The sequence below is a fragment of the Pseudomonas sp. B21-035 genome, assembly GCF_024748945.1.
In the GTDB taxonomy this organism is placed as follows: Bacteria; Pseudomonadota; Gammaproteobacteria; order Pseudomonadales; family Pseudomonadaceae; genus Aquipseudomonas.
Window position 1 is genome coordinate 1,568,997 of record NZ_CP087179.1, and the last position, 23,523, is coordinate 1,592,519.

General features: G+C 63.3%; 25 protein-coding genes and 1 pseudogene. 11 read left to right on the forward strand and 15 right to left on the reverse strand.

Going from position 1 to position 23,523, the window contains the following annotated elements; translation table 11 throughout:
* The first annotated feature begins 9 nt into the window (after positions 1–9).
* Positions 10–1,089, forward strand: a complete 1,080-nt coding sequence (locus LOY22_RS07215; RefSeq protein WP_045200099.1) for an AraC family transcriptional regulator — start codon at positions 10–12, stop codon at positions 1,087–1,089.
* On the opposite strand, the gene LOY22_RS07220 is transcribed toward LOY22_RS07215, so the two are convergent.
* Complete coding sequence (locus tag LOY22_RS07220; protein ID WP_093385829.1) at positions 1,046–2,500, reverse strand: TrkH family potassium uptake protein; 1,455 nt, start codon at positions 2,498–2,500, stop codon at positions 1,046–1,048. The two genes, LOY22_RS07215 and LOY22_RS07220, sit on opposite strands and share 44 nt — an antisense overlap.
* 100 nt (positions 2,501–2,600) lie before the next feature.
* Here LOY22_RS07220 and LOY22_RS07225 point away from each other — a divergent pair, with 100 nt between their 5' ends.
* Complete coding sequence (locus LOY22_RS07225) at positions 2,601–3,155, forward strand: nitroreductase family protein (protein WP_213602085.1); 555 nt, start codon at positions 2,601–2,603, stop codon at positions 3,153–3,155.
* A gap of 86 nt (positions 3,156–3,241) precedes the next feature.
* Here the strand turns inward: LOY22_RS07225 and LOY22_RS07230 are convergent, their stop codons facing one another.
* The 6 genes from LOY22_RS07230 to LOY22_RS07255 all read right to left on the reverse strand — a co-directional run bounded on the left by LOY22_RS07230 (position 3,242) and on the right by LOY22_RS07255 (position 7,296).
* A complete protein-coding gene (locus tag LOY22_RS07230; RefSeq protein ID WP_258596989.1) occupies positions 3,242–4,576 on the reverse strand; it encodes a cell wall metabolism sensor histidine kinase WalK in 1,335 nt (444 codons plus the stop codon).
* Between the two features lie 63 nt (positions 4,577–4,639).
* Entirely contained in the window at positions 4,640–5,056 is a 417-nt protein-coding gene (locus LOY22_RS07235; protein WP_045200107.1) for a Spy/CpxP family protein refolding chaperone, read from the reverse strand.
* Positions 5,057–5,175: 119 nt separating this feature from the next.
* Positions 5,176–5,853, reverse strand: a complete 678-nt coding sequence (locus tag LOY22_RS07240; protein WP_045200109.1) for a response regulator transcription factor — start codon at positions 5,851–5,853, stop codon at positions 5,176–5,178.
* Positions 5,854–5,860: 7 nt separating this feature from the next.
* Entirely contained in the window at positions 5,861–6,265 is a 405-nt protein-coding gene (locus tag LOY22_RS07245; protein ID WP_045200111.1) for a translation initiation factor 2, read from the reverse strand.
* 121 nt (positions 6,266–6,386) lie between these two features.
* Positions 6,387–6,686: a YciI family protein gene (locus tag LOY22_RS07250; RefSeq protein WP_258596991.1), complete on the reverse strand. Its 300-nt coding sequence runs from the start codon at positions 6,684–6,686 to the stop codon at positions 6,387–6,389.
* Between the two features lies 1 nt (position 6,687).
* Positions 6,688–7,296 carry a septation protein A gene (locus LOY22_RS07255; RefSeq protein WP_195883338.1) on the reverse strand — a complete coding sequence of 203 codons (609 nt, stop codon included), beginning with the start codon at positions 7,294–7,296 and terminating at the stop codon, positions 6,688–6,690.
* Between the two features lie 66 nt (positions 7,297–7,362).
* Between LOY22_RS07255 and LOY22_RS07260 the strand changes: the two genes are divergently transcribed.
* From LOY22_RS07260 to LOY22_RS07285, 6 genes and pseudogenes are all read left to right on the forward strand, one after another.
* On the forward strand, positions 7,363–8,226 hold the full coding sequence (locus LOY22_RS07260) for a PHP domain-containing protein (RefSeq protein ID WP_045200118.1): 864 nt from the start codon (positions 7,363–7,365) through the stop codon (positions 8,224–8,226).
* A 13-nt stretch (positions 8,227–8,239) separates the two neighbouring features.
* On the forward strand, positions 8,240–8,869 hold the full coding sequence (locus LOY22_RS07265; RefSeq protein WP_045200120.1) for an L-threonylcarbamoyladenylate synthase: 630 nt from the start codon (positions 8,240–8,242) through the stop codon (positions 8,867–8,869).
* A gap of 128 nt (positions 8,870–8,997) precedes the next feature.
* The gene (locus tag LOY22_RS07270) at positions 8,998–9,696 is read left to right on the forward strand and encodes a ScpA family protein (RefSeq protein ID WP_213604460.1); all 699 of its coding nucleotides are present in this window, start codon (positions 8,998–9,000) and stop codon (positions 9,694–9,696) included.
* 15 nt (positions 9,697–9,711) lie between these two features.
* Positions 9,712–10,470, forward strand: a pseudogene (gene scpB, locus LOY22_RS07275) (SMC-Scp complex subunit ScpB); the annotation flags it as partial.
* Between the two features lie 171 nt (positions 10,471–10,641).
* Positions 10,642–11,772: a 23S rRNA pseudouridine(2605) synthase RluB gene (gene rluB, locus LOY22_RS07280; protein WP_258596994.1), complete on the forward strand. Its 1,131-nt coding sequence runs from the start codon at positions 10,642–10,644 to the stop codon at positions 11,770–11,772.
* A 627-nt stretch (positions 11,773–12,399) separates the two neighbouring features.
* The gene (locus LOY22_RS07285; protein ID WP_045200547.1) at positions 12,400–13,821 is read left to right on the forward strand and encodes an amino acid permease; all 1,422 of its coding nucleotides are present in this window, start codon (positions 12,400–12,402) and stop codon (positions 13,819–13,821) included.
* 45 nt (positions 13,822–13,866) lie between these two features.
* Here the strand turns inward: LOY22_RS07285 and LOY22_RS07290 are convergent, their stop codons facing one another.
* The 6 genes from LOY22_RS07290 to LOY22_RS07315 form a co-directional block, all read right to left on the reverse strand.
* Positions 13,867–14,994: a DUF1120 domain-containing protein gene (locus LOY22_RS07290; RefSeq protein WP_176794288.1), complete on the reverse strand. Its 1,128-nt coding sequence runs from the start codon at positions 14,992–14,994 to the stop codon at positions 13,867–13,869.
* Positions 14,995–15,081: 87 nt separating this feature from the next.
* Positions 15,082–17,544, reverse strand: coding sequence for a fimbria/pilus outer membrane usher protein (locus tag LOY22_RS07295; protein WP_258596997.1), 2,463 nt, complete (start codon positions 17,542–17,544; stop codon positions 15,082–15,084).
* Positions 17,541–18,257 carry a fimbria/pilus chaperone family protein gene (locus tag LOY22_RS07300; protein ID WP_093385785.1) on the reverse strand — a complete coding sequence of 239 codons (717 nt, stop codon included), beginning with the start codon at positions 18,255–18,257 and terminating at the stop codon, positions 17,541–17,543. Before LOY22_RS07300 ends, LOY22_RS07295 begins: the two co-directional genes overlap by 4 nt.
* Positions 18,258–18,395: 138 nt before the next feature.
* Complete coding sequence (locus LOY22_RS07305) at positions 18,396–19,037, reverse strand: DUF1120 domain-containing protein (protein WP_256326755.1); 642 nt, start codon at positions 19,035–19,037, stop codon at positions 18,396–18,398.
* Positions 19,038–19,081: 44 nt separating this feature from the next.
* Positions 19,082–19,720 carry a DUF1120 domain-containing protein gene (locus LOY22_RS07310; RefSeq protein WP_258597000.1) on the reverse strand — a complete coding sequence of 213 codons (639 nt, stop codon included), beginning with the start codon at positions 19,718–19,720 and terminating at the stop codon, positions 19,082–19,084.
* A gap of 164 nt (positions 19,721–19,884) precedes the next feature.
* The gene (locus tag LOY22_RS07315; RefSeq protein ID WP_093385776.1) at positions 19,885–20,538 is read right to left on the reverse strand and encodes a DUF1120 domain-containing protein; all 654 of its coding nucleotides are present in this window, start codon (positions 20,536–20,538) and stop codon (positions 19,885–19,887) included.
* Between the two features lie 313 nt (positions 20,539–20,851).
* Here LOY22_RS07315 and LOY22_RS07320 point away from each other — a divergent pair, with 313 nt between their 5' ends.
* The 3 genes from LOY22_RS07320 to arfB all read left to right on the forward strand — a co-directional run bounded on the left by LOY22_RS07320 (position 20,852) and on the right by arfB (position 21,964).
* Positions 20,852–21,217, forward strand: coding sequence for a helix-turn-helix domain-containing protein (locus LOY22_RS07320; RefSeq protein ID WP_249744369.1), 366 nt, complete (start codon positions 20,852–20,854; stop codon positions 21,215–21,217).
* Between the two features lie 104 nt (positions 21,218–21,321).
* The gene (locus LOY22_RS07325) at positions 21,322–21,528 is read left to right on the forward strand and encodes a hypothetical protein (protein WP_093385766.1); all 207 of its coding nucleotides are present in this window, start codon (positions 21,322–21,324) and stop codon (positions 21,526–21,528) included.
* Between the two features lie 22 nt (positions 21,529–21,550).
* Positions 21,551–21,964: an alternative ribosome rescue aminoacyl-tRNA hydrolase ArfB gene (gene arfB, locus LOY22_RS07330; RefSeq protein WP_093385761.1), complete on the forward strand. Its 414-nt coding sequence runs from the start codon at positions 21,551–21,553 to the stop codon at positions 21,962–21,964.
* Positions 21,965–21,966: 2 nt separating this feature from the next.
* Here the strand turns inward: arfB and LOY22_RS07335 are convergent, their stop codons facing one another.
* Together LOY22_RS07335 and LOY22_RS07340 are read right to left on the reverse strand one after the other, a co-directional pair.
* Entirely contained in the window at positions 21,967–23,157 is a 1,191-nt protein-coding gene (locus LOY22_RS07335) for an MFS transporter (RefSeq protein WP_093385756.1), read from the reverse strand.
* 100 nt (positions 23,158–23,257) lie between these two features.
* Positions 23,258–23,386, reverse strand: a complete 129-nt coding sequence (locus LOY22_RS07340) for a hypothetical protein (protein WP_256326754.1) — start codon at positions 23,384–23,386, stop codon at positions 23,258–23,260.
* Positions 23,387–23,523 lie beyond the last annotated feature (137 nt).

Below are 23,523 nucleotides of genomic sequence, written 5' to 3' on the forward strand. Positions count from 1 at the left end.
AAGCCAGCCATGAGCGAAAGAACCACGTCAGCAAGCTGGGCATCAGGGATCGTCAAGGCACTTGAACTGGAAGGGCTCGATTGCCGTGCCATGTTCAAGCAACTTGGCCTGGATTTCACCGCGCTGGACGATCCCGACGCACGCTTCACCCAGGACTCCATGACCCGCCTGTGGCAGTTGGCGGTCGACCTTTCCGGCAACCAGGCGATCGGCCTGAACATGGCGCGGGTGGTACGCCCGGCGTCCTTTCATGTGGTCGGCTACGCGCTGATGTCGAGCCGCACCCTGGCCGAAGGTTTCGAGCGGCTGGTGCGCTATCAGCGGATCATCGCCGAAAGCTCCGACCTGAGTTTTCGCCTTGAGCCCGACGGCTATGCGTTGATTCTGACCGTGCATGGCGATCACCTGCCACCCACCCGGCACAGTGCCGAAGCCTCGCTGGCCTGCGCCCTGGCGCTGTGCAGCTGGCTCAGCGGGCGAGTGATCCAGCCGCGTCGGGTGCTGGTCCAGGGGCCGCAGCCCAAGGACTTGGGCCCTTACAAGACCGCATTCCATGCCCCGCTGGTGTTCAGCGCGCCCTACGATGCGCTGGTGTTCGAGCGCGCCGACATGGAGGCGCCGCTGCCGACCGCCAACGAGGCCATGGCCACCTTGCACGACCGCTTTGCTGGCGAATACCTGGCGCGCTTCTCGGAAAGCCGGGTTACCCATCGTGCGCGCCAGGTGTTGTGCCGGGTTTTGCCCCAGGGCGAGCCCAAGCGCGAAACCATCGCCCAGGCCCTGCACCTGTCGCAGCGCACCTTGCAGCGGCGCTTGCAGGAAGAGGGCACGAGCTTTCAGACACTGCTGGACGATACCCGCCGCGAGCTTGCCGAGCAGTACCTGGCGCAAGCCAACATGACCCTGCTGGAGGCTGCCTATCTTCTGGGTTTCGCCGACCCGAGCAATTTTTTCAGGGCGTTTCGCCGCTGGTTCGATGTCACCCCTGGCGAGTACCGGGCGCGCTTGAACGGGGCTGTGGTGGCCCCGGTAGAGGATCCGCCGGTCAGTGACGCCAGAACGCCGGCATACATAGCACCAGCACCGTAATGATCTCCAGGCGCCCGAGCAGCATGCCGAAGGCCAGAATCCACTTGGCCGCATCCGGCAGGGTGGCGAAGTTGCCGGCCGGGCCGATGGTTTCGCCCAGGCCCGGGCCGACGCCCGATACGGTGCTGGCGGCGCCGGTCAGTGCGGTCATCCAGTCGACACCCAGCAGCGACAGGGCCAGGGCGATGACGCAGATGGTGATGGCGAAGAAGAACGAGAAGGTCAGGATCGAACGCACGATCTCTTCATCGAGGCGGTGGCCGTTGTACTTCTGCTTGATTACCGCCCGGGGGTGAATCAGCTGGTTCAAGTTGGCCTTGAGCAGGATGTAGGCCACCTGGAAGCGGAAAATCTTGATGCCGCCAGCGGTCGAGCCCGAGCAGCCGCCGACAAAACCCAGGTAGAAGAACAGCATCAGCGAGAAATTGCCCCACAGGCTGTAGTCGCCCAGGGCGAAGCCGGTGGTGGTGACCACCGAGGTGACGTTCAGGGCCACGTGGCGCAGGGCGTCGAGCCAGTGCAGGTTGGTGGTGGCCCAGTACCAGGTACCGAGCACCAGCCAGGTCGCCACCAGCATCGCCAACAGGCCCTGGACCTGCTGGTCCTTGATCAGCGCCTTGCGGTTGCCGCGGATGGTCGCCACGTACAGGGCGAACGGCAAGCTGCCGAGGATCATCACCACCACCGCTACCCAATGCACCGCCGGTATGTCCCACTTGGCCAGGGACTGGTCGGAGGTAGAGAAACCGCCGGTGGAAATCGCCGACATGGCGTGGTTGATCGCGTCGAAGGCGTTCATGCCCGCCAGCCAGAAGGCCAGGGCGCCGAGGGTGGTGATGCCGATGTACACCAGCACGATCGACTTGGCGACCATGTGCGAGCGCGGCATGACCTTTTCCGAACGGTCCGAGGACTCGGTCTGGAACAGGCGCATGCCGCCGATGCGCAGCAGCGGCAGGATCGCCACGGCCATGGCGATAAAGCCGATACCGCCGAGCCAGTGCAGCAGCGAGCGCCACATCAGGATACCCGGCGACATGCTGTCGAGGCCGCTGAGTACGGTGGCGCCGGTGGCGGTAATGCCGGACATGCTTTCGAAAAAGGCGTCGGTGTAGCTGATGTGCTGGGTCAGCAGGAACGGCAGGGCGGCGAAGATGCACACCACCAGCCAGCTGCTGACCGTCAGCAGGTACATATCGCGCGGGCGCAGGTGCACGTGCTCGGGGCGGCCCTGGATGACCAGAGCCAGGCCTGCGATAAAGGTGATCATGCTGGCCCACAGGAACGACGGCAGGTCGCCCGTGCGGTCGAAGATCACCAGGGTGGCCATGGGCACGACCATGCTGATCGCCAGGGTGATCAGGAAGATGCCGATGATGAAACCAATGATCCTTAAGGTCGGCAACGCCATGTGATCTGCTCTGACTCAAAACGGAAGGGCGCCATTCTACCTATGGACCTTTTTAAGTAAACGCTAGAATAGCCCGACATTTATCCACAAGGGGTAGCCAATGGAGGCTCTCGACGCATTGCTCAACCGGGTTTCGGTTCCACGTCTGCTGGATCCGGCACCCAATACCGCACAACGCGAGGCGCTGTTTCAGGCCGCCCTGCGGGCACCGGACCACGGCCAGTTGCGGCCCTGGCGCTTCTTGACGGTCGAGGGCGAGGCGCGGGCCAAGCTTGGCGAACTGCTCGCCGAAGCGGTCAAACTCAATGGCGAGACCGGCCAGGCGGCGCTGGACAAGGCCCGGGCCATGCCGTTGCGGGCGCCGTTGCTGGTGGTTGTGGTTGCGCGGCTGCAGGATCACTTCAAGGTGCCGCAGTCCGAGCAGCGCCTGGCGGCCGGTTGCGCGGCCCACGGTATTTTGCTCGCGGCTCATGCCCAGGGTATCGGCGCGGTATGGCGTACTGGCGAGCTTTCGTACAGCAAGCATGTGGCCAAGGGATTGGGGCTGGCGGACAACGAAGAGATCATCGCCTTCCTGTACCTGGGTACTCCACAAAATGAACCGCGCACCGCGCCGGTGCTGGCGACGGCTGATTTTGTCAGTGCCTGGGAGTAGCAGCGGGGGTTAGGGCCTCATCGCGGGGCAAGTCGAGGCGTCGCACCGCCGCTCCCACAATGTAGGAGCGGGCTTGCCCGGCGAAGCTATATTGAGTCAGGCCTTGCCAGTGGCAACTCTAGCGTGGCAACAAACCCGCCCTGGGGATGATTGCCCAGGCTCAAGCTGCCGCCATGGCGCTCCGCCGCCTTGCGCGCAATGGCCAACCCCAGGCCATGGCCTGCGGTACTCTGCCCGGGCGCCCGGTAGAACGGCTCGCCCAGCTGCGCCAGGTGCTCTGCGGCCACTCCCGGGCCATGGTCACGCACACTCAGCACAATCTTGTCGCTTTCGCGCACCCCGGTGATTTCAATCGGCTGCCCGGCCGGGTTGAAGCGCACGGCATTGCGCAGCAGGTTATCCAACGCCCGTTCCAGCAGCGTCGGCCAGCCTTGCAGGTTGAGCCCGGGTTCATGCTGCAGGAGGATCTCCTGCTCCGGCGCGCCCAGTTGCGCGTCCTTGTGCACGGCGGCCAGCAGGGCATCAAGGTCCACCGGTTCGGCCCGTGCCTGTTCGGCATCGACCCGGGCCAGCACCAGGATCTCACTGATCAGCGCTTCGAGGCGGTCGCATTCGCGGGTCAGGCGCGGCCACAGGGCCTGGCGCTGCTCGGGTTCGGCGCGTTCGGCCAGGGCCAGGGCGATACGCAGGCGTGCCAGCGGCGAGCGCAGTTCATGGGAAACGTCACGCAATAGCTGGCGCTGGCTGCCGATCAGGCTCTGCAGCCGCGCACCCATGCGGTTGAAGTCGTTGGCCAGTACGCCGAACTCGTCACGGCGGTTGGCCAGGCGCGCCAGGCTGTTCTGCTGGTAGGTAGTTTGCCCCAGGTCATGCACGGCGCCGCGCAAGCGGCTCAGCGGGCGGGTGATCGACAGGGTCACCAGCAGGCTGAACAGGGTCAGCACCACCAGGGCGATGCCTAGGGCGCTCAACGGCCAGAGCAGGCTGTCGCGGTGCCAGGCATCCAGTTCCGGGTGCGGGATGCGATAGATCAGCAGGTAGGTCTCGCCGCTGTCGGGGCTGGTGTATTCCTCGGTCAGGCGGCGCCACGGCAGGCGCCGGTCGTCGTTGTGGCGGCGCGCCTCGAAGGCGGCGGCGCGGCGCGGGAAGGTGCCGGGCACGACGGCGTCGCCACTGTCGTTGAGCACTTGCACATCGATGTTGTAGCGGCGCTTGCGGTGTTCGAGGTAATGCTGGGCGTATTCCGGCCCTTGCTGTTCATAGCGCTGGGTCCAGTTCTTGGCCAGGGTATTGAGGCCCGGGTGGCGGCTGAGAATCCAGGCGTCCTGGTTCAGCATGTGCCCGAGCAGGATCGACAGCCCGGCAACCAGGGCGATGGCTAGCCAGAAACTGGCCAGGATGCGCCAGAACAATGAACGCAAAAGAGGCACCTCTAACGGAAAAAGCCCGGCCTGCTGGGGCAGGCCGGGCGGGTGGCTGACAGCTTACTGGGCCTTGTTGGCTTTTTCAGCTTTCCAGGCTTTGAACTCGGCCCATTCGGCGCGGCGTTCATCCTGCTTTTTCTTCATTTCGTCGAACTGTTTTTGCTGTTCGGGTTTGAGCAGGGCGCGAATCTCGGCCTGGGTCTTGTCCTTCTTGGCCTTGAGCTCGTCTTTCAGGGCCTTCTGGTCAGCGGCCGGGAGTTTTTCCAGGTAGCGCTGGGTGATTTCCTGACGGCTTTTCATCTGCTCGCCCATCAGCTTGCCGATCTGCTGGCGCTGTTCGCGGCTTAGGTCCAGCTGGGCGAAAGGCGCTCCACCGCGGTGGTGCTCGCCGTGGCGCGGGCCGCCGGCATCTGGCATGGCCATGGCAACGGTGGGCAGAGCAGCGGCGAACATCAGGGCGATAAGGGTCTTGCGCATGGTGACTCTCCTTTCTGAGGCCGGTCGTTACCGGATGTGCCCAGTCTAGGGAGATCAAGGTCAGCGGCGGTCAGGCAAGGGTAAAGCTTGGGTAAAGATGCCTGCGCGCCGTGCTGACATTACAGGCTGTAGTAGTAGCCGCGGCTGCGCAGGGCGACGATGCGCGGGCGGCCATCGGCGTGCGGGCCGATCTTCTTGCGCAGGTTGCTGACGTGCATGTCCAGGCTGCGGTCGTACAGGGTCAGCTTGCGGCCCAGGGCGATCTGCGCCAGTTCCTGCTTGTCCAGCGGCTCGCCGGGCTGGCGCAGCAGGGCTTCGAGGATGCGGCTCTCGGAGAGGGTCAGGGCCAGCTCTTGCTCGTCGATGCTGACCACGCCGCGGGCCGGGCTGAAGCACAGGTCGCCGATTTCCACCTGGCTCGGCGTCGCGTTGGGGTGGCTGCGGCGCAGCACGGCGCGCAGGCGGGCGGTGAGTTCACGCGGGTCGCAAGGTTTGGCCAGGTAGTCGTCGGCGCCCAGCTCCAGGCCGAGAATCCGGTCCAGCGGCTCACCACGGGCCGAGAGCATCAGCACCGGCAGTTCGGCGTGTTCGCTGCGCAGCTGCTTGAGCAGCTCAAGACCGCTGCCGTCAGGCAGCATCACGTCCAGCACGACGGCGGCCGGCGCCTGTTCGGCCAGCGCTTTGCGGGCGCTGTGGCCATCGTGGCAGGCACGTACCACGAAACCTTCCTGGGTCAGCCAGCTGCCGAGCAGCTCGCAGAGTTCCTGGTCATCATCAATCAGTAACAGCTCGCTCATGACTCACTCAATTCAACCATTGCCGACGCTTTCTGTGTCCGCCACTGGCAAAGATACCGCAGAGTGCTGCAAACAGGGCAACTGCGCCACCAATCAGGAACCATTGTTGCTGCTCGGTGATGAGTTTCGGCGCGGCGCTGGCCTGCAATTCCTTGAGTGCCAGCTTCAGTTTCTGGTTTTCCTGGCGCAGACGGGTGAGCTGGGCGCTTTCGCGTTCGCTGTCGGCGTTGTGCAGTTGCTGGACCAGGGTTTCGCGCAGGCGCTCGCTTTCTTTGAGGCGCTGTTGCAGCTCGGTGATCTGGCTGCCGGCACTGAGCGACAGCGGGGTGCTGGAGCCGCTGGGCTCTTCAGCCTGGGCCAATGGGGTCAGCAGCAACAGGCACAGCAGCAGGGACAACGGACCTTGACGCATCGGAACTCCTGATTCCATTGGATGGTTCAGGAGGTTGTCGGCCATCGGGCGAGAATAATGAGCATTTGCCAAGAGAAAGCTGCAAGGGGCGGTGCGCCGGCTTGGCCACCGCCCTGCGGCATTACGGCAGGACTTGCTTGAACGGCTTGACGATGACGTTGGCGTAGACGCCGGCGGCAATGTACGGGTCGGCGTCGGCCCAGGCCTGGGCGGCGCTGAGCGAGTCGAATTCGGCGACGATCAGGCTGCCGGTGAACCCGGCGGCGCCCGGGTCGTTGCTGTCAATGGCCGGGTGCGGGCCGGCCAGTACCACGCGGCCTTGCTCCTTGAGCTGCTGCAGGCGTTCGATATGCGCCGGGCGCGCGGCCAGGCGTTGTTCCAGCGAATCGGCTACGTCTGTGGCAATGATGGCGTAAAGCATGTCATTCCTCGTGCTTGGGAGTGGAAGGCGGAGTGCTCGGGTCGCTGTCGTGCAGGTGGCGGGACAGGTACACGCCCTGGGCCACCAGGAACAGCACGGTCATGCCCAGGCTGCCGAACACCTTGAAGTCGACCCAGAAGCTCTGGAAGGTGAAGGCAACGAACAGATTGGCCGCGCCACAGAACAGGAAGAAGCCGATCCAGGCGATGTTCAGGCGCGTCCATACCGGCTCCGGCAGGGTCAGGGCGTGGCCCATGATGCGCTTGATCAGCACCCGGTCGCCGATGAAGTGGCTGCCGGTGAAGGCCAGGGCGAACAGCCAGTTGACCACCGGCGCCTTCCATTTGAGGAAGGTTTCGCTGTGGAAGGCCAGGGTCAGGCCGCCGAACACCAGGCAGGCCACCAGGGTCAGCCACTGGCCTTTCTCCAGCTTGCGTTGGCGAAGGAACAGGGCGCCGTAGACCACCAGCGAGCTGATGATCAGCATCGCCGTGGCGCTGTAGATGCCGCCCAGTTCGAAGGTGTGCCCGGCGAATTCGACGGCACGCGGTTCAAGCTTGTAGACGATGAAGAACAGGAGCAGCGGGATGAAATCGATGAATTGTTTCACAATGGCAGCCAGAAGCAGGATGTGACGGCATAATAACAAACATCAATGACAGCGAAAGCGCCACCTATGAATGTTGATCTGCACTGCCACAGTACGGCCTCCGACGGCGCCTTGTCGCCAACGGTTCTGGTCGCCCGGGCCCATGAGCACGGCGTGCGGATGCTCTCGCTGACCGACCATGACACCCTCGAAGGCCAGCTCGAAGCCCGCGCCGCCACCCAGGCCCTGGACATGCACTGGGTCAGCGGCATCGAGCTGTCGTGCACCTGGGGCGGGGCGACCATTCACGTGCTGGGCTACAACTTCCCCCTCGACGCCGCGCCGTTGCAGGCCGCCGTCGAGTCGCTGCACCGTGGTCGCTGGTTGCGTTCGGAAGAAATCGACCGACGGTTGGCACTCAAGGGCATGAAGGGCGCGCTCGACGGCGCGCGGGCCATCCAGCAGGAACTGGGCGACAGCGGCAATGCCCCGGCGCGCCCGCATTTTGCCGAGTACCTGGTGCGCGCAGGCTATGTAAAAGACCGCGCCGAGGCGTTTCGCAAGTGGCTGGGGGCCGGCAAGCTGGGCGACGTGAAGCTGCACTGGCCAACCCTGGAGGAGACCGTCGAGACGTTGCGCCAGTCCGATGCCTGGGTCAGCCTGGCCCACCCGATGCACTACGATTTAACCCGCAGCAAGCGCCGCCGGCTGATTGCCGACTATATTCAAGCAGGCGGGCAGGCGCTGGAAGTGGTCAACGGCATGATGCCGGCCGAACAGGTAGGCACTCTGTCGATCCTGGCCCGTGAATTCGGTCTGCTGGCCAGTGCCGGCAGTGATTTCCATGGCCCTGGCACCTGGGGCGAGATCGGTGTCTACCGGCCATTGCCAGAGGACCTGCCACCACTGTGGCGCCGATTCAAACATGAGCAGCCTATCGCGGCAGTCTGAACAGGAAGAGAACGTGAGTCAGTTTTTCCAGATTCATGCGGAAAACCCGCAACCGCGCCTGATCAAACAGGCCGTCGAAATCATCCGCAAGGGCGGCGTGGTGGTTTATCCCACCGACTCCTCCTACGCCATGGGTTGCCAGATCGGCGACAAGAATGCCGTTGAACGGGTTCGCCGCCTGCGTCAGCTGGACAAGAACCACAACTTCACCCTGATCTGCTGCGACCTGTCGCAAATGGGCCTGTTCGCCAAGATCGACACCGCCACCTTTCGCTTGCTCAAGGCCCATGTACCGGGGCCGTACACCTTCATCCTCAACGCCACCCGCGAAGTGCCGCGCCTGCTGCTGCACGAAAAGCGCCGCACCATCGGCCTGCGCGTGCCGTCCAACCCGATTGCCCTGGCCCTGCTCGAAGAGCTCGGCGAGCCGCTGATGAGCGTCAGCCTGATCATGCCCGGCGAAGACCAGCCGATGACCGATCCCTACGAGATTCGCCAGGCCTTGGAGCACCACGTCGACCTGATCGTCGATGGCGGCTTTGGTGACCTGAAGGCCTCGACCGTGATCAACCTGGCGGGCGATGAGCCGGAAGTGATCCGCGTCGGTTGCGGCGACCCTGCGCCGTTCATGGTCGAAGCGTGAGCCAGGCGACCACCCCCGAAGCCAGTATCGACCCGCAAGCAGGCGCCCAGCAGGAACTGCCGCTGGTGCTGGTGTATGGCGAAGCCATGACCGAGATGCCGGTGGACCTGTACATTCCGCCGGATGCCCTGGAAGTGTTTCTGGAGGCCTTCGAAGGGCCTCTGGATTTACTGCTGTACCTGATTCGCAAGCAGAACGTCGACATCCTCGACATCCCGGTGGCGGAAATCACCCGCCAGTACATGGGCTACGTCGAGCTGATGAAGACCGTGCGCCTTGAGCTGGCCGCCGAGTACCTGGTGATGGCGGCGATGCTCGCCGAGATCAAGTCACGGATGCTGCTGCCGCGTTCGGCCGAGGTCGAGGAAGAAGAGGCCGACCCGCGTGCCGAACTGATCCGCCGCCTGCAGGAGTACGAGCGCTTCAAGGCCGCCGCCGAAGGCATCGACGGCCTTAGCCGGGTCGGCCGCGAGGTCATCGTGCCGCGCCTGGACGCGCCGCAGGCCAAGGTGCGCAAGCTGTTGCCCGAGGTCAGCCTGGAAGAGCTGCTGGTGTCGATGGCCGAGGTGCTGCGCCGGGGTGATCTGTTCGAAAGCCACCAGGTCAGCCGTGAGGCGTTGTCGACCCGCGAGCGCATGAGCGAAGTGCTTGAGCGCCTCAGGGGCGGCGGCTTCGTGCCCTTCGTCGAGCTGTTCAGCGCCGAGGAAGGCAAGCTCGGGGTGGTGGTGACCTTCATGGCGATTCTCGAACTGGTCAAGGAATCCTTGATCGAACTGGTGCAAAATGAGCCCTTTGCGCCGATCCATGTCCGCGCCCGCGCCGAGTAACAACTGAGCAAGCCCATGAACCTGAACGAACCGCGCGACCTGGCGCCCCTGCTCGAGGCCTTTTTGCTGGCCTCGGGCAAACCGCAATCCCTTGAGCGCCTGTACGAATTGTTCGAGGAAGCCGAGCGCCCGGAACCTGCGGTGTTCAAGAAGGCCCTGGAGGTGCTGCGCAAGTCCTGCAATGGCCGCGCCTTCGAGCTCAAGGAGGTGGCCTCGGGTTACCGCCTGCAGATCCGCGAAGACTACGCACCCTGGGTCGGCCGGCTGTGGGAAGAGCGCCCGCAGCGCTACTCCCGGGCCCTGCTGGAGACCATGGCGCTGATCGCCTACCGCCAGCCCATCACCCGCGGCGAGATCGAGGACGTGCGCGGTGTGGCGGTCAACACCAACATCATCAAGACCCTGCTCGAGCGCGAGTGGATCCGCATCGTCGGCTACCGTGAAGTGCCGGGTAAACCGGCGATGTTCGCCACCACCAAGGCCTTTCTCGACCACTTCAACCTGAAGAACCTCGATGACCTGCCGCCGCTGGCCGAGTTGCGCGAGATGGAGCCTGAGCCCGAACCGGTACTGGAACTGGACGATGCCCCGGTACCGGCGCACCTGCAGGCCCTGGCCGATGCCAGTGCCGAGCCGCAAGAGCCCCAGGAAGAAACCAGCTTCCGCAGCCTGTTGACCGAACTGGACGCCATGGAAGAAGGGCTCAAGACCGATTTCGATGACCTGGTCGACGACACCCAGGTGGATCTGGACGACGAGCCGTTGGCAACCGAACCGCAGACGCCGCATCAGTAACCCTGGCCTTCGGGCGGATAGACCCGGCAACTTTTGCAATTTCGGCTAGTCTCAGGTGCGTTCACGTCGCGATCAGCGTATGATTCGCGACCCTTTTTGGCGCTTGTTCGCCATACCAGATTTTCGTAAATACACCGGGAGGTGCCCAGCATGAGTGAAAAAGACCTGCAAGAAACCCAGCCATTGCCGCCATCAGGCGAGAAACTGCAAAAAGTTCTCGCCCGTATCGGCGTGGGCTCGCGCCGCGACGTCGAGGCCTGGATCAGCCAGGGCCGGATCAAGGTCAATGGCGTCAATGCCACCCTTGGCCAGCGCGTCGACCTGCACGATGCGATCTCGGTCGACGGCCGCGTGATCAAGCGCGAAGAAGCTGCCGAAACCGTGCGCCGGGTGATCATGTACAACAAACCCGACGGTGAGATCTGCACCCGTGACGACCCGGAAGGCCGTCCGACCGTGTTCGACCGCCTGCCACGGCCGAAAGAAGGTCGCTGGATCAACATCGGTCGCCTCGACATCAACACCACCGGCCTGCTGATGTTCACCACCGACGGTGAGCTGGCCAACCGCCTGATGCACCCGTCCTACGAAATGGACCGTGAGTATGCCGTGCGTGTGCGTGGTGAAGTCGACGAAGACATGATTGCCCGCCTCAAAGCCGGTGTCGTGCTCGAAGACGGCCCGGCGCGTTTCACCGACATCCAGGAAGCCCCTGGCGGTGAAGGCTTCAACCACTGGTACCACTGCGTGGTGATGGAAGGTCGCAACCGTGAAGTACGCCGCCTGTGGGAATCCCAGGGCCTGGTGGTCAGCCGTCTGAAGCGCGTGCGTTTCGGCCCGGTGTTCCTCAACTCCGACCTGCCGATGGGCCGCTGGCGCGAAATGAGCCAGCAGGAAGTCGACATTCTTGCCGCCGAAGTGGGCCTGACCCCAGTGGCCATGCCGACCCTGAACCACAAGAGCAAGGACAAGCTCGAGCGCCTGCAGCGCAAGTCCACCCGTCCGCTGGGCCGTGGCGAGCGCGTGCGCACCCTGCGTCCGGCCCAGGATGGCGCTGCAACCGGCGAGCGCCCTGCGCGCCAGCCTCGTGGTGAAGCCGAGCGTCCGGTTCGCCAGCCCCGTGGCGACGAGCGTCCAGCCCGTCAGCCGCGTGGTGAAGCGCCGCGCAAGGACAGCGGCCGTGGCAGCAGCACCGTGGCCGAGCGCCCAAGCGACATGAACAAGCGCGGCAAGCCGGCGCCCAAGCGTCCGGGCAGCACCCGCAACAAACCGCGCCCGTAAGTCGGGCCGGTTAAACAAGCCAACCTTCGGGTTGGCTTTTTTTTGCGCAAATTTCCTTGTCTTACAGACACTTCCGTAAGCCGTGGAAAGTTTTTACACCATCGTGTAAATAAATCGTTACAAATGTCAGCCGGTACACGGGCCCTGGCTGGAGATTTCTATGGGTGTAAACAGAACTTGCCGAAAGCCCCGGGTCAGGGCGCTTTACCTGCCCGTCAACAGCTTGTTCGCAGGCCCCGGGAGCGGTGAGATAGGCGCCATTGCCGTGTGCAAAGCCGGGCCGGAGAGCCGGGCATTCAATAAGAACAAATGGAGGCGCCATGTACGCCGATTACCTCCCCAGGCTAGAACCCTTCCCCAGGACCGGTGCGTTTTGTCGTCAGACAGTCACGCAACGTGTTGACCCCTGCGCGTCTGTAGGGGTATACAATGCGCCGCGTTTTAACTGTGACCCCAATGCGTACCGCGCACTCTTGCTGACACCCGGCTGATTCGCCCACGGCTTATGCCCTGGACGGGCAGCAGTTGGCCAAGATCCTCAAGGTAATCACCTTGTTAATTCCGCTGCGCCACGAGCGCGGTGGGTCCGATTCCGTCACAGATAAAAACAAGCAGGTGACTTCGTTCATGAGTGGACAAAACACGCATTCAGGCGAGCTGAAACGCGGCCTGAAAAATCGCCATATCCAGTTGATCGCCCTGGGCGGTGCAATCGGTACCGGGCTGTTCCTGGGGTCGGCCGGGGTGATGAAGTCGGCGGGCCCGTCGATGATCCTCGGCTATGCGATCTGTGGCTTCATTGCCTTCATGATCATGCGCCAGCTCGGCGAGATGATCGTCGAAGAGCCGGTGGCCGGCTCCTTCAGTCACTTCGCGCACAAATACTGGGGCGGTTTTGCCGGCTTCCTGTCGGGCTGGAACTGCTGGGTGCTGTACATCCTGGTGGGCATGTCGGAGCTCACCGCCGTCGGCAAGTACGTGCACTACTGGTGGCCGGAGATCCCGACCTGGGCCTCGGCGGCTGCTTTCTTCATCCTCATCAACGCGATCAACCTGGCCAACGTCAAGGTGTTCGGCGAGGCCGAGTTCTGGTTCGCGATCATCAAGGTCCTGGCCATTGTCGGCATGATCGCCCTGGGCAGCTGGATGCTGGCCAGCGGTAGCGGCGGCCCGCAAGCTTCGGTGAGCAACCTGTGGGAACACGGCGGCTTCTTCCCCAATGGCGTCAGCGGCCTGGTCATGGCCCTGGCGATCATCATGTTCTCCTTCGGCGGCCTGGAAATGCTCGGTTTCACCGCCGCTGAAGCCGACAAGCCGAAGACTGTGATCCCCAAAGCGATCAACCAGGTGATCTACCGCATCCTGATTTTCTACATCGGTGCCCTGGTCGTGCTGCTGTCGCTGACCCCATGGGACAGCCTGGTCACCAGCCTCGATGCCGCCGGTGGAACCTACGGCGCCAGCCCGTTCGTGCAAGTGTTCTCGCTGCTGGGCAGTGATGTTGCTGCGCACATCCTCAACTTCGTGGTGCTGACCGCGGCGCTGTCGGTGTACAACAGCGGTACCTACTGCAACGCCCGTATGCTCTACGGCATGGCCGAACAGGGCGATGCCCCGGCGGGCCTGGCGAAGATCGACAAGCGCGGTGTGCCGGTGCGTTCGATCCTGGCTTCGGCAGCGGTGACTCTGGTTGCAGTGCTGCTCAACTACTTCATCCCGCAGCACGCGCTGGAGCTGCTGATGTCGCTGGTAGTGGCCGCCCTGGTGATCAACTGGGCGATGATCAGCTACTCGCACCTGAAGTTCCGCCAGCACCTGAACAAGACCGGCCAGACTCCGCTGTTCAAGGCGCTGTGGTACCCCTATGGCAACTACATCTGCCTGGCCTTCGTGGTGCTGATCCTGGGCATCATGCTGCAGATCCCGGGCATCCAGATCTCGGTCTACGCGATTCCGGTCTGGCTGCTGGTGATGGTGGTCTGCTACAGCCTGAAAACCAACCGCAGCAAAGCGGCGGCAGCGGCTACCCCGGCCTCGCTCAAGCGCTGATTCACACGGTTGAAAAAACGCCCCGGTTATCCGGGGCGTTTTCGTTTACAGGTAAATGATCTCGATCGTCGCCGAGCCGTCGAGGTGGATGTCCTGGCGGTTGTCCAGCTCGCTGGTGGCGGCGATCACCGGCATGATGTTGATTGGCGTGCTCAGGTGGCGGATGGCGATCGGGCCGTTGCTGTTGTTCTCGACATCATTGAAGCCGAGCAGGGTGGTGGTGGTCAGCGCTTTGCTGGTGCTGCCTGCGGTGCTCCAGCCGGTGCCGCGGGTCGACTGGGTGAGGTACACCGCCGGCAACTGGTCGGCGCTGATGTGCAACGGGTCGATCTGCACCTCGTACAGGCCGATTTTATTCTCGCTGGCATCGCGGCCCAAACCGTAGAAATTCAGCGAATCGACCACCGCCGTGCCGTCGCGGTTGTCCTGCATCAGCAGGGCATAGCGCGCCGGGCTGTCGCACTGGATCGACAGGTTCAGCTGGCGCGTGGGCAGGCGCGTGCGCTTGTCGCTGTTAAGGCTCTGCAGGCTGATCTTGCCGTAGTCCACCACCCCGCCCTGGGACAGCAATGGCGTGCAGGCCGCTGGCTGGATCTGCCATTGCAGAGCCAGTTCGGCAGTGCTGCCGGAGGCCGGGGCAGCGAACTGCCCGCTGCTGCGCAATGAGGTCGACTCGCGCACTTCGAAAGCCTTGGCAGACAGCTCGGCTTCGAACACCAGAGTCAGATTCAGGCTGCGGCCTTGCACGGCTTTGCCGGCCCGGACCGGGACCATGCCGCTACGCGGCTGCCAGCCCAGCGAGGCGCTGGCCGGGCCCGGCACGGCGCCGGTTTGTTCGATCCGGGCCAGGTCAACGCGTTCGCCGTCGACCACGGCATCGGCGGCACGTATTCGGTAGTGCCCGCCAGCGGCGAGTTCGAAGCGCTCGCCGTCCAGGGCATTGGCTGTATAGAACACACTCAGGTCGGTGCTTTCGCTGCAGCTCAGGGCCAACTGCGCGGATTTCTCCGGCAGTGCCAGGCCTGGGCTGCCGGGCTGCAGGCGGCTGCGGTCGAGGGTGCCATAGTCCAGCGGCGTCGGCGTGATCTGTAATCGGCATTCATTGGCGAAGGCTGTCAGCGGCAGGCCGAAGAGCAGGAGCATTGCAAGCTGGGGTTTGTACCGGGTGTTCATGATTTGACGCATCCTCACCAAAGCGGTGTATGGAAGGACGACACAAGGTGTAGCTGCCGTCTGGCGTCATGTCGTCGCGAAGGGGGGTCAACTGCAGGTGCGTTGGGCCTGGGTGTAGTAGCTGTCGCTGCTGGCGCCGGTATCCGGGTCGAGGGTGACGCGGCATTCGCGGGCCTGGTGGTCGCTGATGATCAGGTGGCCGATGTCGGCGCTGTTGTCGATGAACACCAGCCCGCCCGGTTGCACCAGGTTGATGAAGCGCCCACGGTCGTCGAACACCGACGCGCCGCTGGGCAATGGCTGGCCGCTGCTGTCGAGCAGGGTCAGCAGCAGCCGACGGACACTCCAGGCGCGGAAACTCAGGCGCGGCACCGCGCCGCGAGTGGCGCGCAGCACGCCGGCGCCCTGGTCGACGTTGATGTGGGTCGGCAGGCTCTGGGTGTCGACCTCGACCGGGCTTTTGCCATAGGCGGTGAGCGAGGCCACCACCGCGTTGCCGGCATGATCGGTCCACACTGGGCCGCTCGGGGTGCTGGCCTTGACTCCGGGGGTCTCGGTGACCGAGAGGATCGCGAAGGTATCGCGGATCGGATAGGGCGAGGGGGTGATCCCGGCACCATGCACGGCTATGCCGCCGCGCAGGCCGAGGTTGTAGTTGCTGTTGTCGCCGTCGCCGCTGTAGTTCAGGTCCAGTTGGGTGTAGCGCGGCAATGCCGAAAGGCCGGCGCTGGCCAGGGTGCTGGAATCGCCGGAACGATGTTCGGCACCCAGGCGATAGCCAAGGCTGTCACTGACCTGCTCGTTGTAAGCCACCGTGCTGGTGGTACTGCTGTCGTTGTGGCGCACGCTGCTGCGCAGACGCCGACGACCATCCAGGGGGATGCTGGCACTGAAATACACGGCGTCGTCGTTGTAGCCGTCGCTGCTGCCCAGGGCTTTTTCCACCGTCGCCGAGAATGTGACGCCGCCGTAGCTGTTGCCCCAGGACAAAAACAGCCGTTGCGTGCTGTCGTGCTCGTAGTAGGTGCTTTGCGTGTACCCCAGGTTGAGGCTGCCCAGGGCGCGACTGGCCCAGCGCAGGCTGGTGCTGAACTGGTCGCGGTAGCTGGAGGCGAACTGATCATTGTTGCGGTAGGTGCTGTCGAGCAGTTCGCGGTAGCCGCGACTGCGGTGGTTGGCGGCCACCAGGCTGCTCCATTGCTCGTGCATTTGCCAGTTGAGCTGGCCGCCCAGTTGCGCGCCCTGCTGGTCGAGGCTGCTGGCTTGCGCGCCGATGGCAAACACCTCGGTGCTGAGCTGTGGCGTGAGCGCGGTGCCGAGGCTGGCGCCAAGGCTGCGATAGCCCTGGGCGAGGATCAGGCCGCTGCTGATGACCGAGGTATTGCCCAGCGCGCCGCTCTGGCCCAGGCTCACCACCGCCGGGTCGTCGCTGCCATGGCCATGGCTGCGCACCACGCCGGCGCCGATACTGTAGCCGCTTTGCGGGCGGGCGCTGGCGGCGAGGCTGGCCGGTACGCGAAAGCGCCGTTGCTCGCCATTGGTTTCGATCACTGTCACTTCCAGGTCCGAACGCGAGGTGATGCGCGGGATGTTGGTGAGGGTGAAGGGCCCGGGCTGTACCACAGTGCTGTACAGCAAGGCGCCGTTCTGGTGCACCTCGACCCGCGCCTGGCTGTTGGCGATACCCTGCACGCTGGCGTTGTCCAGCTGCGAGAGCAGGCCATACTCCGGCGTGAGCTGCGCGCCAATGATCTGCGCGCCGTTGAGCACCGGGTTGACCAGGCTGATCTCGCCGGCCTGGAACAGGCTGCGGTGCTGGGCGAAGCTGCGTTGCACATAGGTGTCGAGCATCTCGCTGCGTATCTTGCCATCGAAGCGGCTGTGCACCTGGCGGCTGCGCAGGATCCAGTTGTCCAGGTTCAGGCCCAGCTCGGTATTGGCTGCGGCATAACGGCTGGACTGGCCATCGTAGCGGTTGAACGAGCTGAAAATGTCGTAGTTCAACAGCCCGGCAATGCCGCCCTGGCTGTAGTCGTCGGACAATTGCCGCTCGTCCAGCAGCGCCTGGTCCGGTACGAACAGTCGCACCTGGTGCTGACCGGGCTGCAGTTCGACCTGAGCCTGGGGGAAGGCCGTGGCCAGGGCCAGGCAGTCCGGATCGGCAGGCTGCTCTTGGGCATCCAGGGTGATAGACCACTCGGCGGGTTGGCGCAGCCCGGCGAAGGCCAGCAAGGGATTATCGACGCACAGGCTGCCATCCTCGCCGAAGCGCGCCTGGGTAGTGCCCCTGTCGCGGCCGTTGACGCTCAGGTTTATCTGCTGACGCCCTGGCGGGAAGCGGGTTTGCCGGCCAAACAGGGCAGCAAGCCTGGGGTCGATACCGCGCTGGCGCAGGACCTCCTGGTCGAACACGCTGTGCCCGGGCGCTGCGGCTTCATTGGCGGCTCGCGCCGGTTTGAAGGTCTCAAGTCCCAGCAGGGTCAGGCACAGGCCCAGTATCAATTGCTCGCGTGGTCGCGGTTTGCCAATGGCATTGACGATGACCTTCACAGGATGCGCGCCTCGTATGGATCGACCGCAAAGCCATAGACCGTGGCCGGCTGAAAGCGCACGGTGTTGGCCGCAGTGGCGGCATCAGGCAAGTCGAGGGTGATGGTTTGATTGGCCAGCAGGTAGGTGCGGCCAAGGTCCAGGGCGTGCTGGCCGGGCAACAGTTTCAGCTCCTGGGCCAGGCGCACCACGTAGGGGGTGTTGTTCTCCACCCGCAGTTGCTTGCCGTCGATACGCCAGCTCAGGCCTTTCCACGGTTCGCTGTTGCGCGCCAGGCCCTTGGGGTGAAGGATAACCGGCAGGTTCTGGCGCACGCCGAAGTTGACCCGCATGGCCCCGGGATCGCCCGGTGCGGTTTCGCGGATACCTTCGAAGATCACCCGGCGCAAGCGTTGGGTCTGCAGCGGTTCCTTGCCTACATAGTGGAAGATCACCTGTTGTTCTTTGCCGGCTTCGACCCGCGCCACGGTGGGCTGGACCACCAGCAGGTTGTCGGTGTCTTCGCTCGGGTTTTCGATGAACACCGCCAGCAGGGCGGCATGCGGGTCGGTATTGGTGACCACGAAGTCGCTGCCATTGGCGCGGGCTTCCTCAACGATCACCACCGAGGTTCTGGGCACCATACCGTCGGCGTGTGCCTGCATCAGGGGTAGGGTGCAGATGAAAATCGCAGGCAGCAGGCTGCCAGCAAAGGATTTGCACGCAATAGTCATGGTTGTAAGGTTCTTGTGCGGCGTCGGGCGCAGCTCCCCTCAAGCTGCATCCGGCAGGCTCATGGTGGGGGAGTGCGCTGGCCGTGGGTCATGGCCGGGGTGCGAGGGGTCCCTGTTCGCGCCCCTTGGGGGCAGCGGTCAGAGGTAGACGACTTCGATGGTCGCGCTGCCGTCGATGGGGATGCTGCCGTTTACTACCAGGCTCTTCTTGATGAAACCTCGGACGTCCATCATCACGTTGACGTTCCTGATAGGTTCAAGGCGATGACTTATTCTTGAGTTGAATCCGGTTCGACTCAACGGCACTCTACTGGCATTGAGCAGGTTTCCACGGTCGTCTCCCATGCCGTCCCAGGACTGGCCGCCATCGTTCGAATAGAAATTGAACCCTTGTTCACCATCGACCAGGGTGTTTTCAAACTCCCAGGTCATCATGTATGAGCCGATGCTTTGGTCCTGGTGCATGCCCAGTCCGAAGGTGTAGTCCCGTGGGTCTAGGGTGTCGAGGCGATTGTCGCGGGTCATCAGGGCAAAAGTGGTTGCGGCGTCGCAGTCGATTGCAAGGCTCAGGGTCTTGACAGGCAGCCTGTAATTGGTCGAATCGCCTTCCAGATCGGTCAGGGACACCGCGCCGTAGTCGATCACGCCGCCATTGCCCAGGGTTGGCGAACAGGCGGCTGGAGTGATGGTGCCGGTGACAGTCAAGTCGGTGGTGGCGGCGAAGGTGTTGGCGCTCACCACGCCTATGAATACAGCAAGGGTCAGTACGGAAGTTTTCACGGCAAATTCCTGTTGGATGTTGGCGCAGGCTAGCGGCCCGCTTGTCAGAGGTAGACGACTTCGATAGTCGCGCTGCCGTCGAGCTCCATGGCACCGTTCAGGGTCAGACCTTTGTTGATGCTGCCGCGGATGTCCATGATGACATTGACGCTGCTCGCCGGAGCTGGGCCCACGCTGCTACCGGTAGAGCTAAAGGCTGCGCGATAGTCAGGAGCTCTTCCGGCGTCTTGAAGTATGCCGTCCATGATGTTGGTCCAGGTGTTGCCGGCATCCTCGGAGGCCAGGTGGGTACCCGGTGCGCCGTCGACAATGGTGTTTTCATGGTCCATGGTCATGCCGAAATAACCGATAGCCTGGTCCAGGTGATTGCCGAGCCCGAACAACCAGGCATTGGCAGGACTGCTGTCGCGGCGGTTGTCGTTGGTAATGAGCGCAAAGGTGGCCGGGGCGCTGCATTCGATCGAAAGATTCAGGGATTTGGCCGGCAGTTTGTAACCGATTGAGGTTTCTTCAAGCTCGGTCAAGGACAGCGAGCCATATTCGACCAGGCCGCCATTGCTCAAGGTTGGCGTGCAGGCGGCAGGGGTAATGGTGCCGGTTACGGTCAGGTCGGTCGTGGCGGCCATGGCATTGGCGGTGGCCAGGGTCATCAGCACAGCAAGGGACAGTACGGACTTTTTCACAGCGGTTTTCCTTTTAAGTGTTGGTGGTGGGTGTTGCGAATGACCCGTTTTTCGAGCGCAGCAGTCCGTTCCCTGTCGCTGGTGGCAGGGAAAGACCTGGGCATTCGCCGGGTTCTTTTTGGCGGTCGGTGAAGGACCGTTACGCGTGGGCGTTCTGTTACCCGCTAGAGGTACTGCAACTCGATGGTCATGTGCCCATCGAGTAGCGCCTCATCGACATGGGTCATGTCATTGCGCAGCCAGCCGGCCACGTCCAGGCGCAGGTTGAGGACTTCGGCTGCGCTAGGGCTGGTCTGCCCGCGCAGGGCAAAGCCCAGGCGCGACTCGGGCTTGTCGCCCAGGTGCTCGAAACCGCTGCCCGGGACTTTCACCCAGGTGCTGCCACTGTCTTCGGAGTACAGGGTGTCGGCCGGCAGGTTGTCGAGGGTCGCGCCGTTGTCGGGCCAGGTTGCGCTGTAGAAACCGATGGCCTGGCCGCTGGTGGTGGAACCCAGGCCGAAGGCTTTGGGCAGGGGGATCGAGCTGCTGTCGCGACGGTTGCCGGTGGCTACCAGGGCAAAGCGGGTGGCACGGTCACAGGTGACGCTGAAGGTCAGGCTGCGCGGCGCCAGGACCGAGTGGTCGGGGATGCCGGGCTGCGGAGTGAGATCGGGCATGCTGATGTTGCCGAAATCGACCTGGCCATTGCTGGAGAGCGACGGCGTACAAGCTGCAGGAGTGATGGTGCCGCTGATATTGACGTCGGTACTGCTGGCATGAGCGCCAGCACTGACAAAGGTCAGCAGTGCGGTCAGGGTGCACAAAGGCTTGGTGTTCATTATTCGGTCCTTTGAAAATGAATGAACCTCCGCGCCGTGATTGGTCTTATGGTGGGGCCGGCAGCGGATGGCTCGTCAGGCGCGCTAGGCATGCCTGCTGTACCAGTTACCAGGGCGAACCCTGATCCTGTGTCATCCGTGACGATTTTTCACACGTTTTGGCTAGACGATAGAACGTGCGAATGTTTGGTTTTATGTGCTTTGCTTGGCCTTGCCCAGGAGTAAACAGCGGGGGCATAGTGCTCGGCAAGGCTGTCTGTGTTGTTCGGATGCCGATTATGCCCAAAAAAATGTTCTTGTAAAGGGGTTTTGATTGAAAAATTGTGCAACAACTGCACCGAAATCGGCAGAAAGCGGTGAACGATTGCGTCAGGAGCGTACCCGCCTGGGCCTTCGCCAGGATGATTTCGCCCAGCTTGGCGGGGTCAACCGCAATACTCAGGGCAGCTATGAAAAAGGCGAGCGCAACCCGGACGCGGCGTATCTTGCGGCGGTCGCCGGGGTTGGTGTCGATGTGCGCTACGTGATCACTGGCGTGCGCACGATCGATGATGGCGCTTCGTTGAATGAACCGGAACAGCGATTGCTGGCTCAGTATCGATCATTGGCTATCGCTGACCAAGAAGTTGTGCATAGAATTGTCGGGGCCATGCACGACGCGAAGGGTAGTGGCGCATAGCTATTATCTCAATTTTCCTACGAAACGCTCGGAACGGTCCTGGTGGGTCCGCAGGGAATTGCTCGTAACGTCGATGCATTCAGTCTCGCTAGGGAAGGGTGATCATGTCGGAGCATAAAACCTGCGCATTCAACACGGAAAGTAACGCTTCGCCTGTGCAACGCTTGAGTGAAGTCGAAAACGAGCTGCTGATTTTGTTTCGCCAGTTGTCCCCGGTGGACCAGGGCTGCGTACAGCGTGTAGCCCAGGTGCTGTGCCTGGGGGCGCAAGAGGCCGAGCGGGGACGCTGCCGAATACCTGAGTCAGCCTGAATGTTTGATCAAAGGATGTGTGATGTTGCAGTTATCCAACGCGGTGCAGATCCCGGACGACGAGATCGAGTTGACTGCCATCCGCGCCCAGGGCGCCGGCGGGCAGAACGTCAACAAGGTCTCCAGCGCCGTGCACCTGCGTTTCGACACCCAGGCTTCGTCATTGCCAGCGTTTTACAAGGAGCGTCTGCTGGCGCTGAGCGACAGCCGCATTACCCGTGACGGGGTGATCATCATCAAGGCCCAGCAGTATCGAACCCAGGAGCAGAACCGCGCCGATGCCCTGGAGCGCCTGCGCGAACTGATTCTTTCGGCGACCAAGGTGGAAAAGGCGCGGCGCCCGACCCGGCCGACCCTGGGCTCGAAAACCCGGCGCCTGGACACCAAGAGCAAGCGCGGCGCCATCAAGGCCGGGCGCGGCAAGATCGATTACTGAGGCTAATGCCGCGGCGGTTGCAGGCGGGCCTGGCGGTACAGGTACAGGCTCAATAGCAGGCCGCAGAACGACGCGCCGGCGGCAAAGACAAAGATCGAAGCGAAGCCGAACCCGGCGGCAATTGCCCCGGCCAACGGGCCGGTGATGCCCAGCGACAGGTCGATGAACAGCGAATAGGCGCCCACGGCCGCGCCGCGATTGGAGGCGGACACCAGGTTCACCGCTTCGACGCCGAGGGCCGGAAACACCAGCGAGAAACCAAAGCCGCTCAACGCCGCACCGGCCAGGGCCAGCTCGGCGCTCGGTGCCTGCCAGAGCAACAGCAGGCCGAGGGTTTCTACCGACAGGCAGGCGATCGCCACCCGGTACCCGCCCATGCGATTGATCAAATTGCCAAACAGCAGTCGCGCGCCAATGAAGCAGGCGCCGAACAGGCTCAGGCACAGGGCCGCGTTGTCCCAGTTGTGGCTGGCATAGTACAGGGTGACGAAGGTGGCGATGGTGCCAAAGCCGATCGAGCCCAGGGCCAGCCCTGAACCATGGCCGAATATCCGCCCGAGCACGTGCAGGAACGGCAGGCGTTCACCCGCCACTATCGGGGCGGCGGTTTTCGGCCAGGCCAGCGCCAAACCCAGTACGCACAGCAGTAAAATGCTGGCGCCCATGCTCCACAGGCCGAAGCGTTGCACCAGTTCCACGCCCAGCGGCGCGCCGATGGCCAGCGCGCCGTAACTGGCGATGCCGTTCCAGGAGATTACCTTGGCGGTGTGTTGCGCACCGACCCGGCCAATGCCCCAGCCAATGGAGCCCGAACCCACCAGGCTTTCGGCACTACCCAGCACCAGGCGCCCGACCAGCAGGCTGGCCAGGCTCAGCCAGGGCGCATGTTGCAGCCACGCCGAAAGCAGCATGAACACGCCGCTCAAGCCGCAACCGGCCAGGCCATAGAGCACCGCGCGCTTGCTGCCCAGGTTATCGATGAGGCGGCTGGCGTAGGGGCGACTGAGCAGGGTGGCCAGGTACTGCACGCTGATCACCAGGCCCGCGACCACGGCACCGAAGCCCAGGTCGTTGTGCACATAGCCAGGCAAGACGGCCAGGGGAATGCCGATGTTCAGGTAGCCGATAAAGGTAAACAGGACGATGGAGACGACTTGCAGGGTGACCGCAAGGGGGCGCGGTGAGTCGGGCATGTGCGGGCTTTCGTAGAGGGGAATTCTTGACGGTGTGAAAACGTGTTGACGGGGTGGTCCCTGCATCAGCCGTTTTCACACAGTCTGATCGTTGCGCGAGTTATTCCTGGTCGGCGCTGGAAGTTTCGTCGCCGTCGTATTCAGCCTGGGCTGGTTCGGCGCTGTGAGTGGCAGGAGTCTGCTCTTCTGGGTTCAGGCTTGGGAAGGGAAGATTCGGGATTTCATGCATCTCGTCGTTCCTCGCAAGTGTGTGGAAAGGCTGCGCAAGGCGCGCATGGGCTTGTGAAAGCCTGTGCAGGATACAGGAGTCTGAATGACAGTATGAATTTTCCTGCTTAATGGCCATCGCGGGGCAAGTCGGATCGC

What these genes read in the sequence shown, in the direction of transcription:
- LOY22_RS07215 (WP_045200099.1), top strand. Translation starts at nt 10, where the DNA reads ATGAGCGAAAGAACCACGTCAGCAAGCTGGGCATCAGGGATCGTCAAG.
- LOY22_RS07220 (WP_093385829.1), bottom strand. Translation starts at nt 2,500, where the DNA reads ATGGCGTTGCCGACCTTAAGGATCATTGGTTTCATCATCGGCATCTTC.
- LOY22_RS07225 (WP_213602085.1), top strand. Translation starts at nt 2,601, where the DNA reads ATGGAGGCTCTCGACGCATTGCTCAACCGGGTTTCGGTTCCACGTCTG.
- LOY22_RS07235 (WP_045200107.1), bottom strand. Translation starts at nt 5,056, where the DNA reads ATGCGCAAGACCCTTATCGCCCTGATGTTCGCCGCTGCTCTGCCCACC.
- LOY22_RS07240 (WP_045200109.1), bottom strand. Translation starts at nt 5,853, where the DNA reads ATGAGCGAGCTGTTACTGATTGATGATGACCAGGAACTCTGCGAGCTG.
- LOY22_RS07245 (WP_045200111.1), bottom strand. Translation starts at nt 6,265, where the DNA reads ATGCGTCAAGGTCCGTTGTCCCTGCTGCTGTGCCTGTTGCTGCTGACC.
- LOY22_RS07250 (WP_258596991.1), bottom strand. Translation starts at nt 6,686, where the DNA reads ATGCTTTACGCCATCATTGCCACAGACGTAGCCGATTCGCTGGAACAA.
- LOY22_RS07260 (WP_045200118.1), top strand. Translation starts at nt 7,363, where the DNA reads ATGAATGTTGATCTGCACTGCCACAGTACGGCCTCCGACGGCGCCTTG.
- rluB (WP_258596994.1), top strand. Translation starts at nt 10,642, where the DNA reads ATGAGTGAAAAAGACCTGCAAGAAACCCAGCCATTGCCGCCATCAGGC.
- LOY22_RS07285 (WP_045200547.1), top strand. Translation starts at nt 12,400, where the DNA reads ATGAGTGGACAAAACACGCATTCAGGCGAGCTGAAACGCGGCCTGAAA.
- LOY22_RS07290 (WP_176794288.1), bottom strand. Translation starts at nt 14,994, where the DNA reads ATGAACACCCGGTACAAACCCCAGCTTGCAATGCTCCTGCTCTTCGGC.
- LOY22_RS07300 (WP_093385785.1), bottom strand. Translation starts at nt 18,257, where the DNA reads ATGACTATTGCGTGCAAATCCTTTGCTGGCAGCCTGCTGCCTGCGATT.
- LOY22_RS07315 (WP_093385776.1), bottom strand. Translation starts at nt 20,538, where the DNA reads ATGAACACCAAGCCTTTGTGCACCCTGACCGCACTGCTGACCTTTGTC.
- LOY22_RS07325 (WP_093385766.1), top strand. Translation starts at nt 21,322, where the DNA reads ATGTCGGAGCATAAAACCTGCGCATTCAACACGGAAAGTAACGCTTCG.
- arfB (WP_093385761.1), top strand. Translation starts at nt 21,551, where the DNA reads ATGTTGCAGTTATCCAACGCGGTGCAGATCCCGGACGACGAGATCGAG.
- LOY22_RS07335 (WP_093385756.1), bottom strand. Translation starts at nt 23,157, where the DNA reads ATGCCCGACTCACCGCGCCCCCTTGCGGTCACCCTGCAAGTCGTCTCC.
- LOY22_RS07340 (WP_256326754.1), bottom strand. Translation starts at nt 23,386, where the DNA reads ATGCATGAAATCCCGAATCTTCCCTTCCCAAGCCTGAACCCAGAAGAG.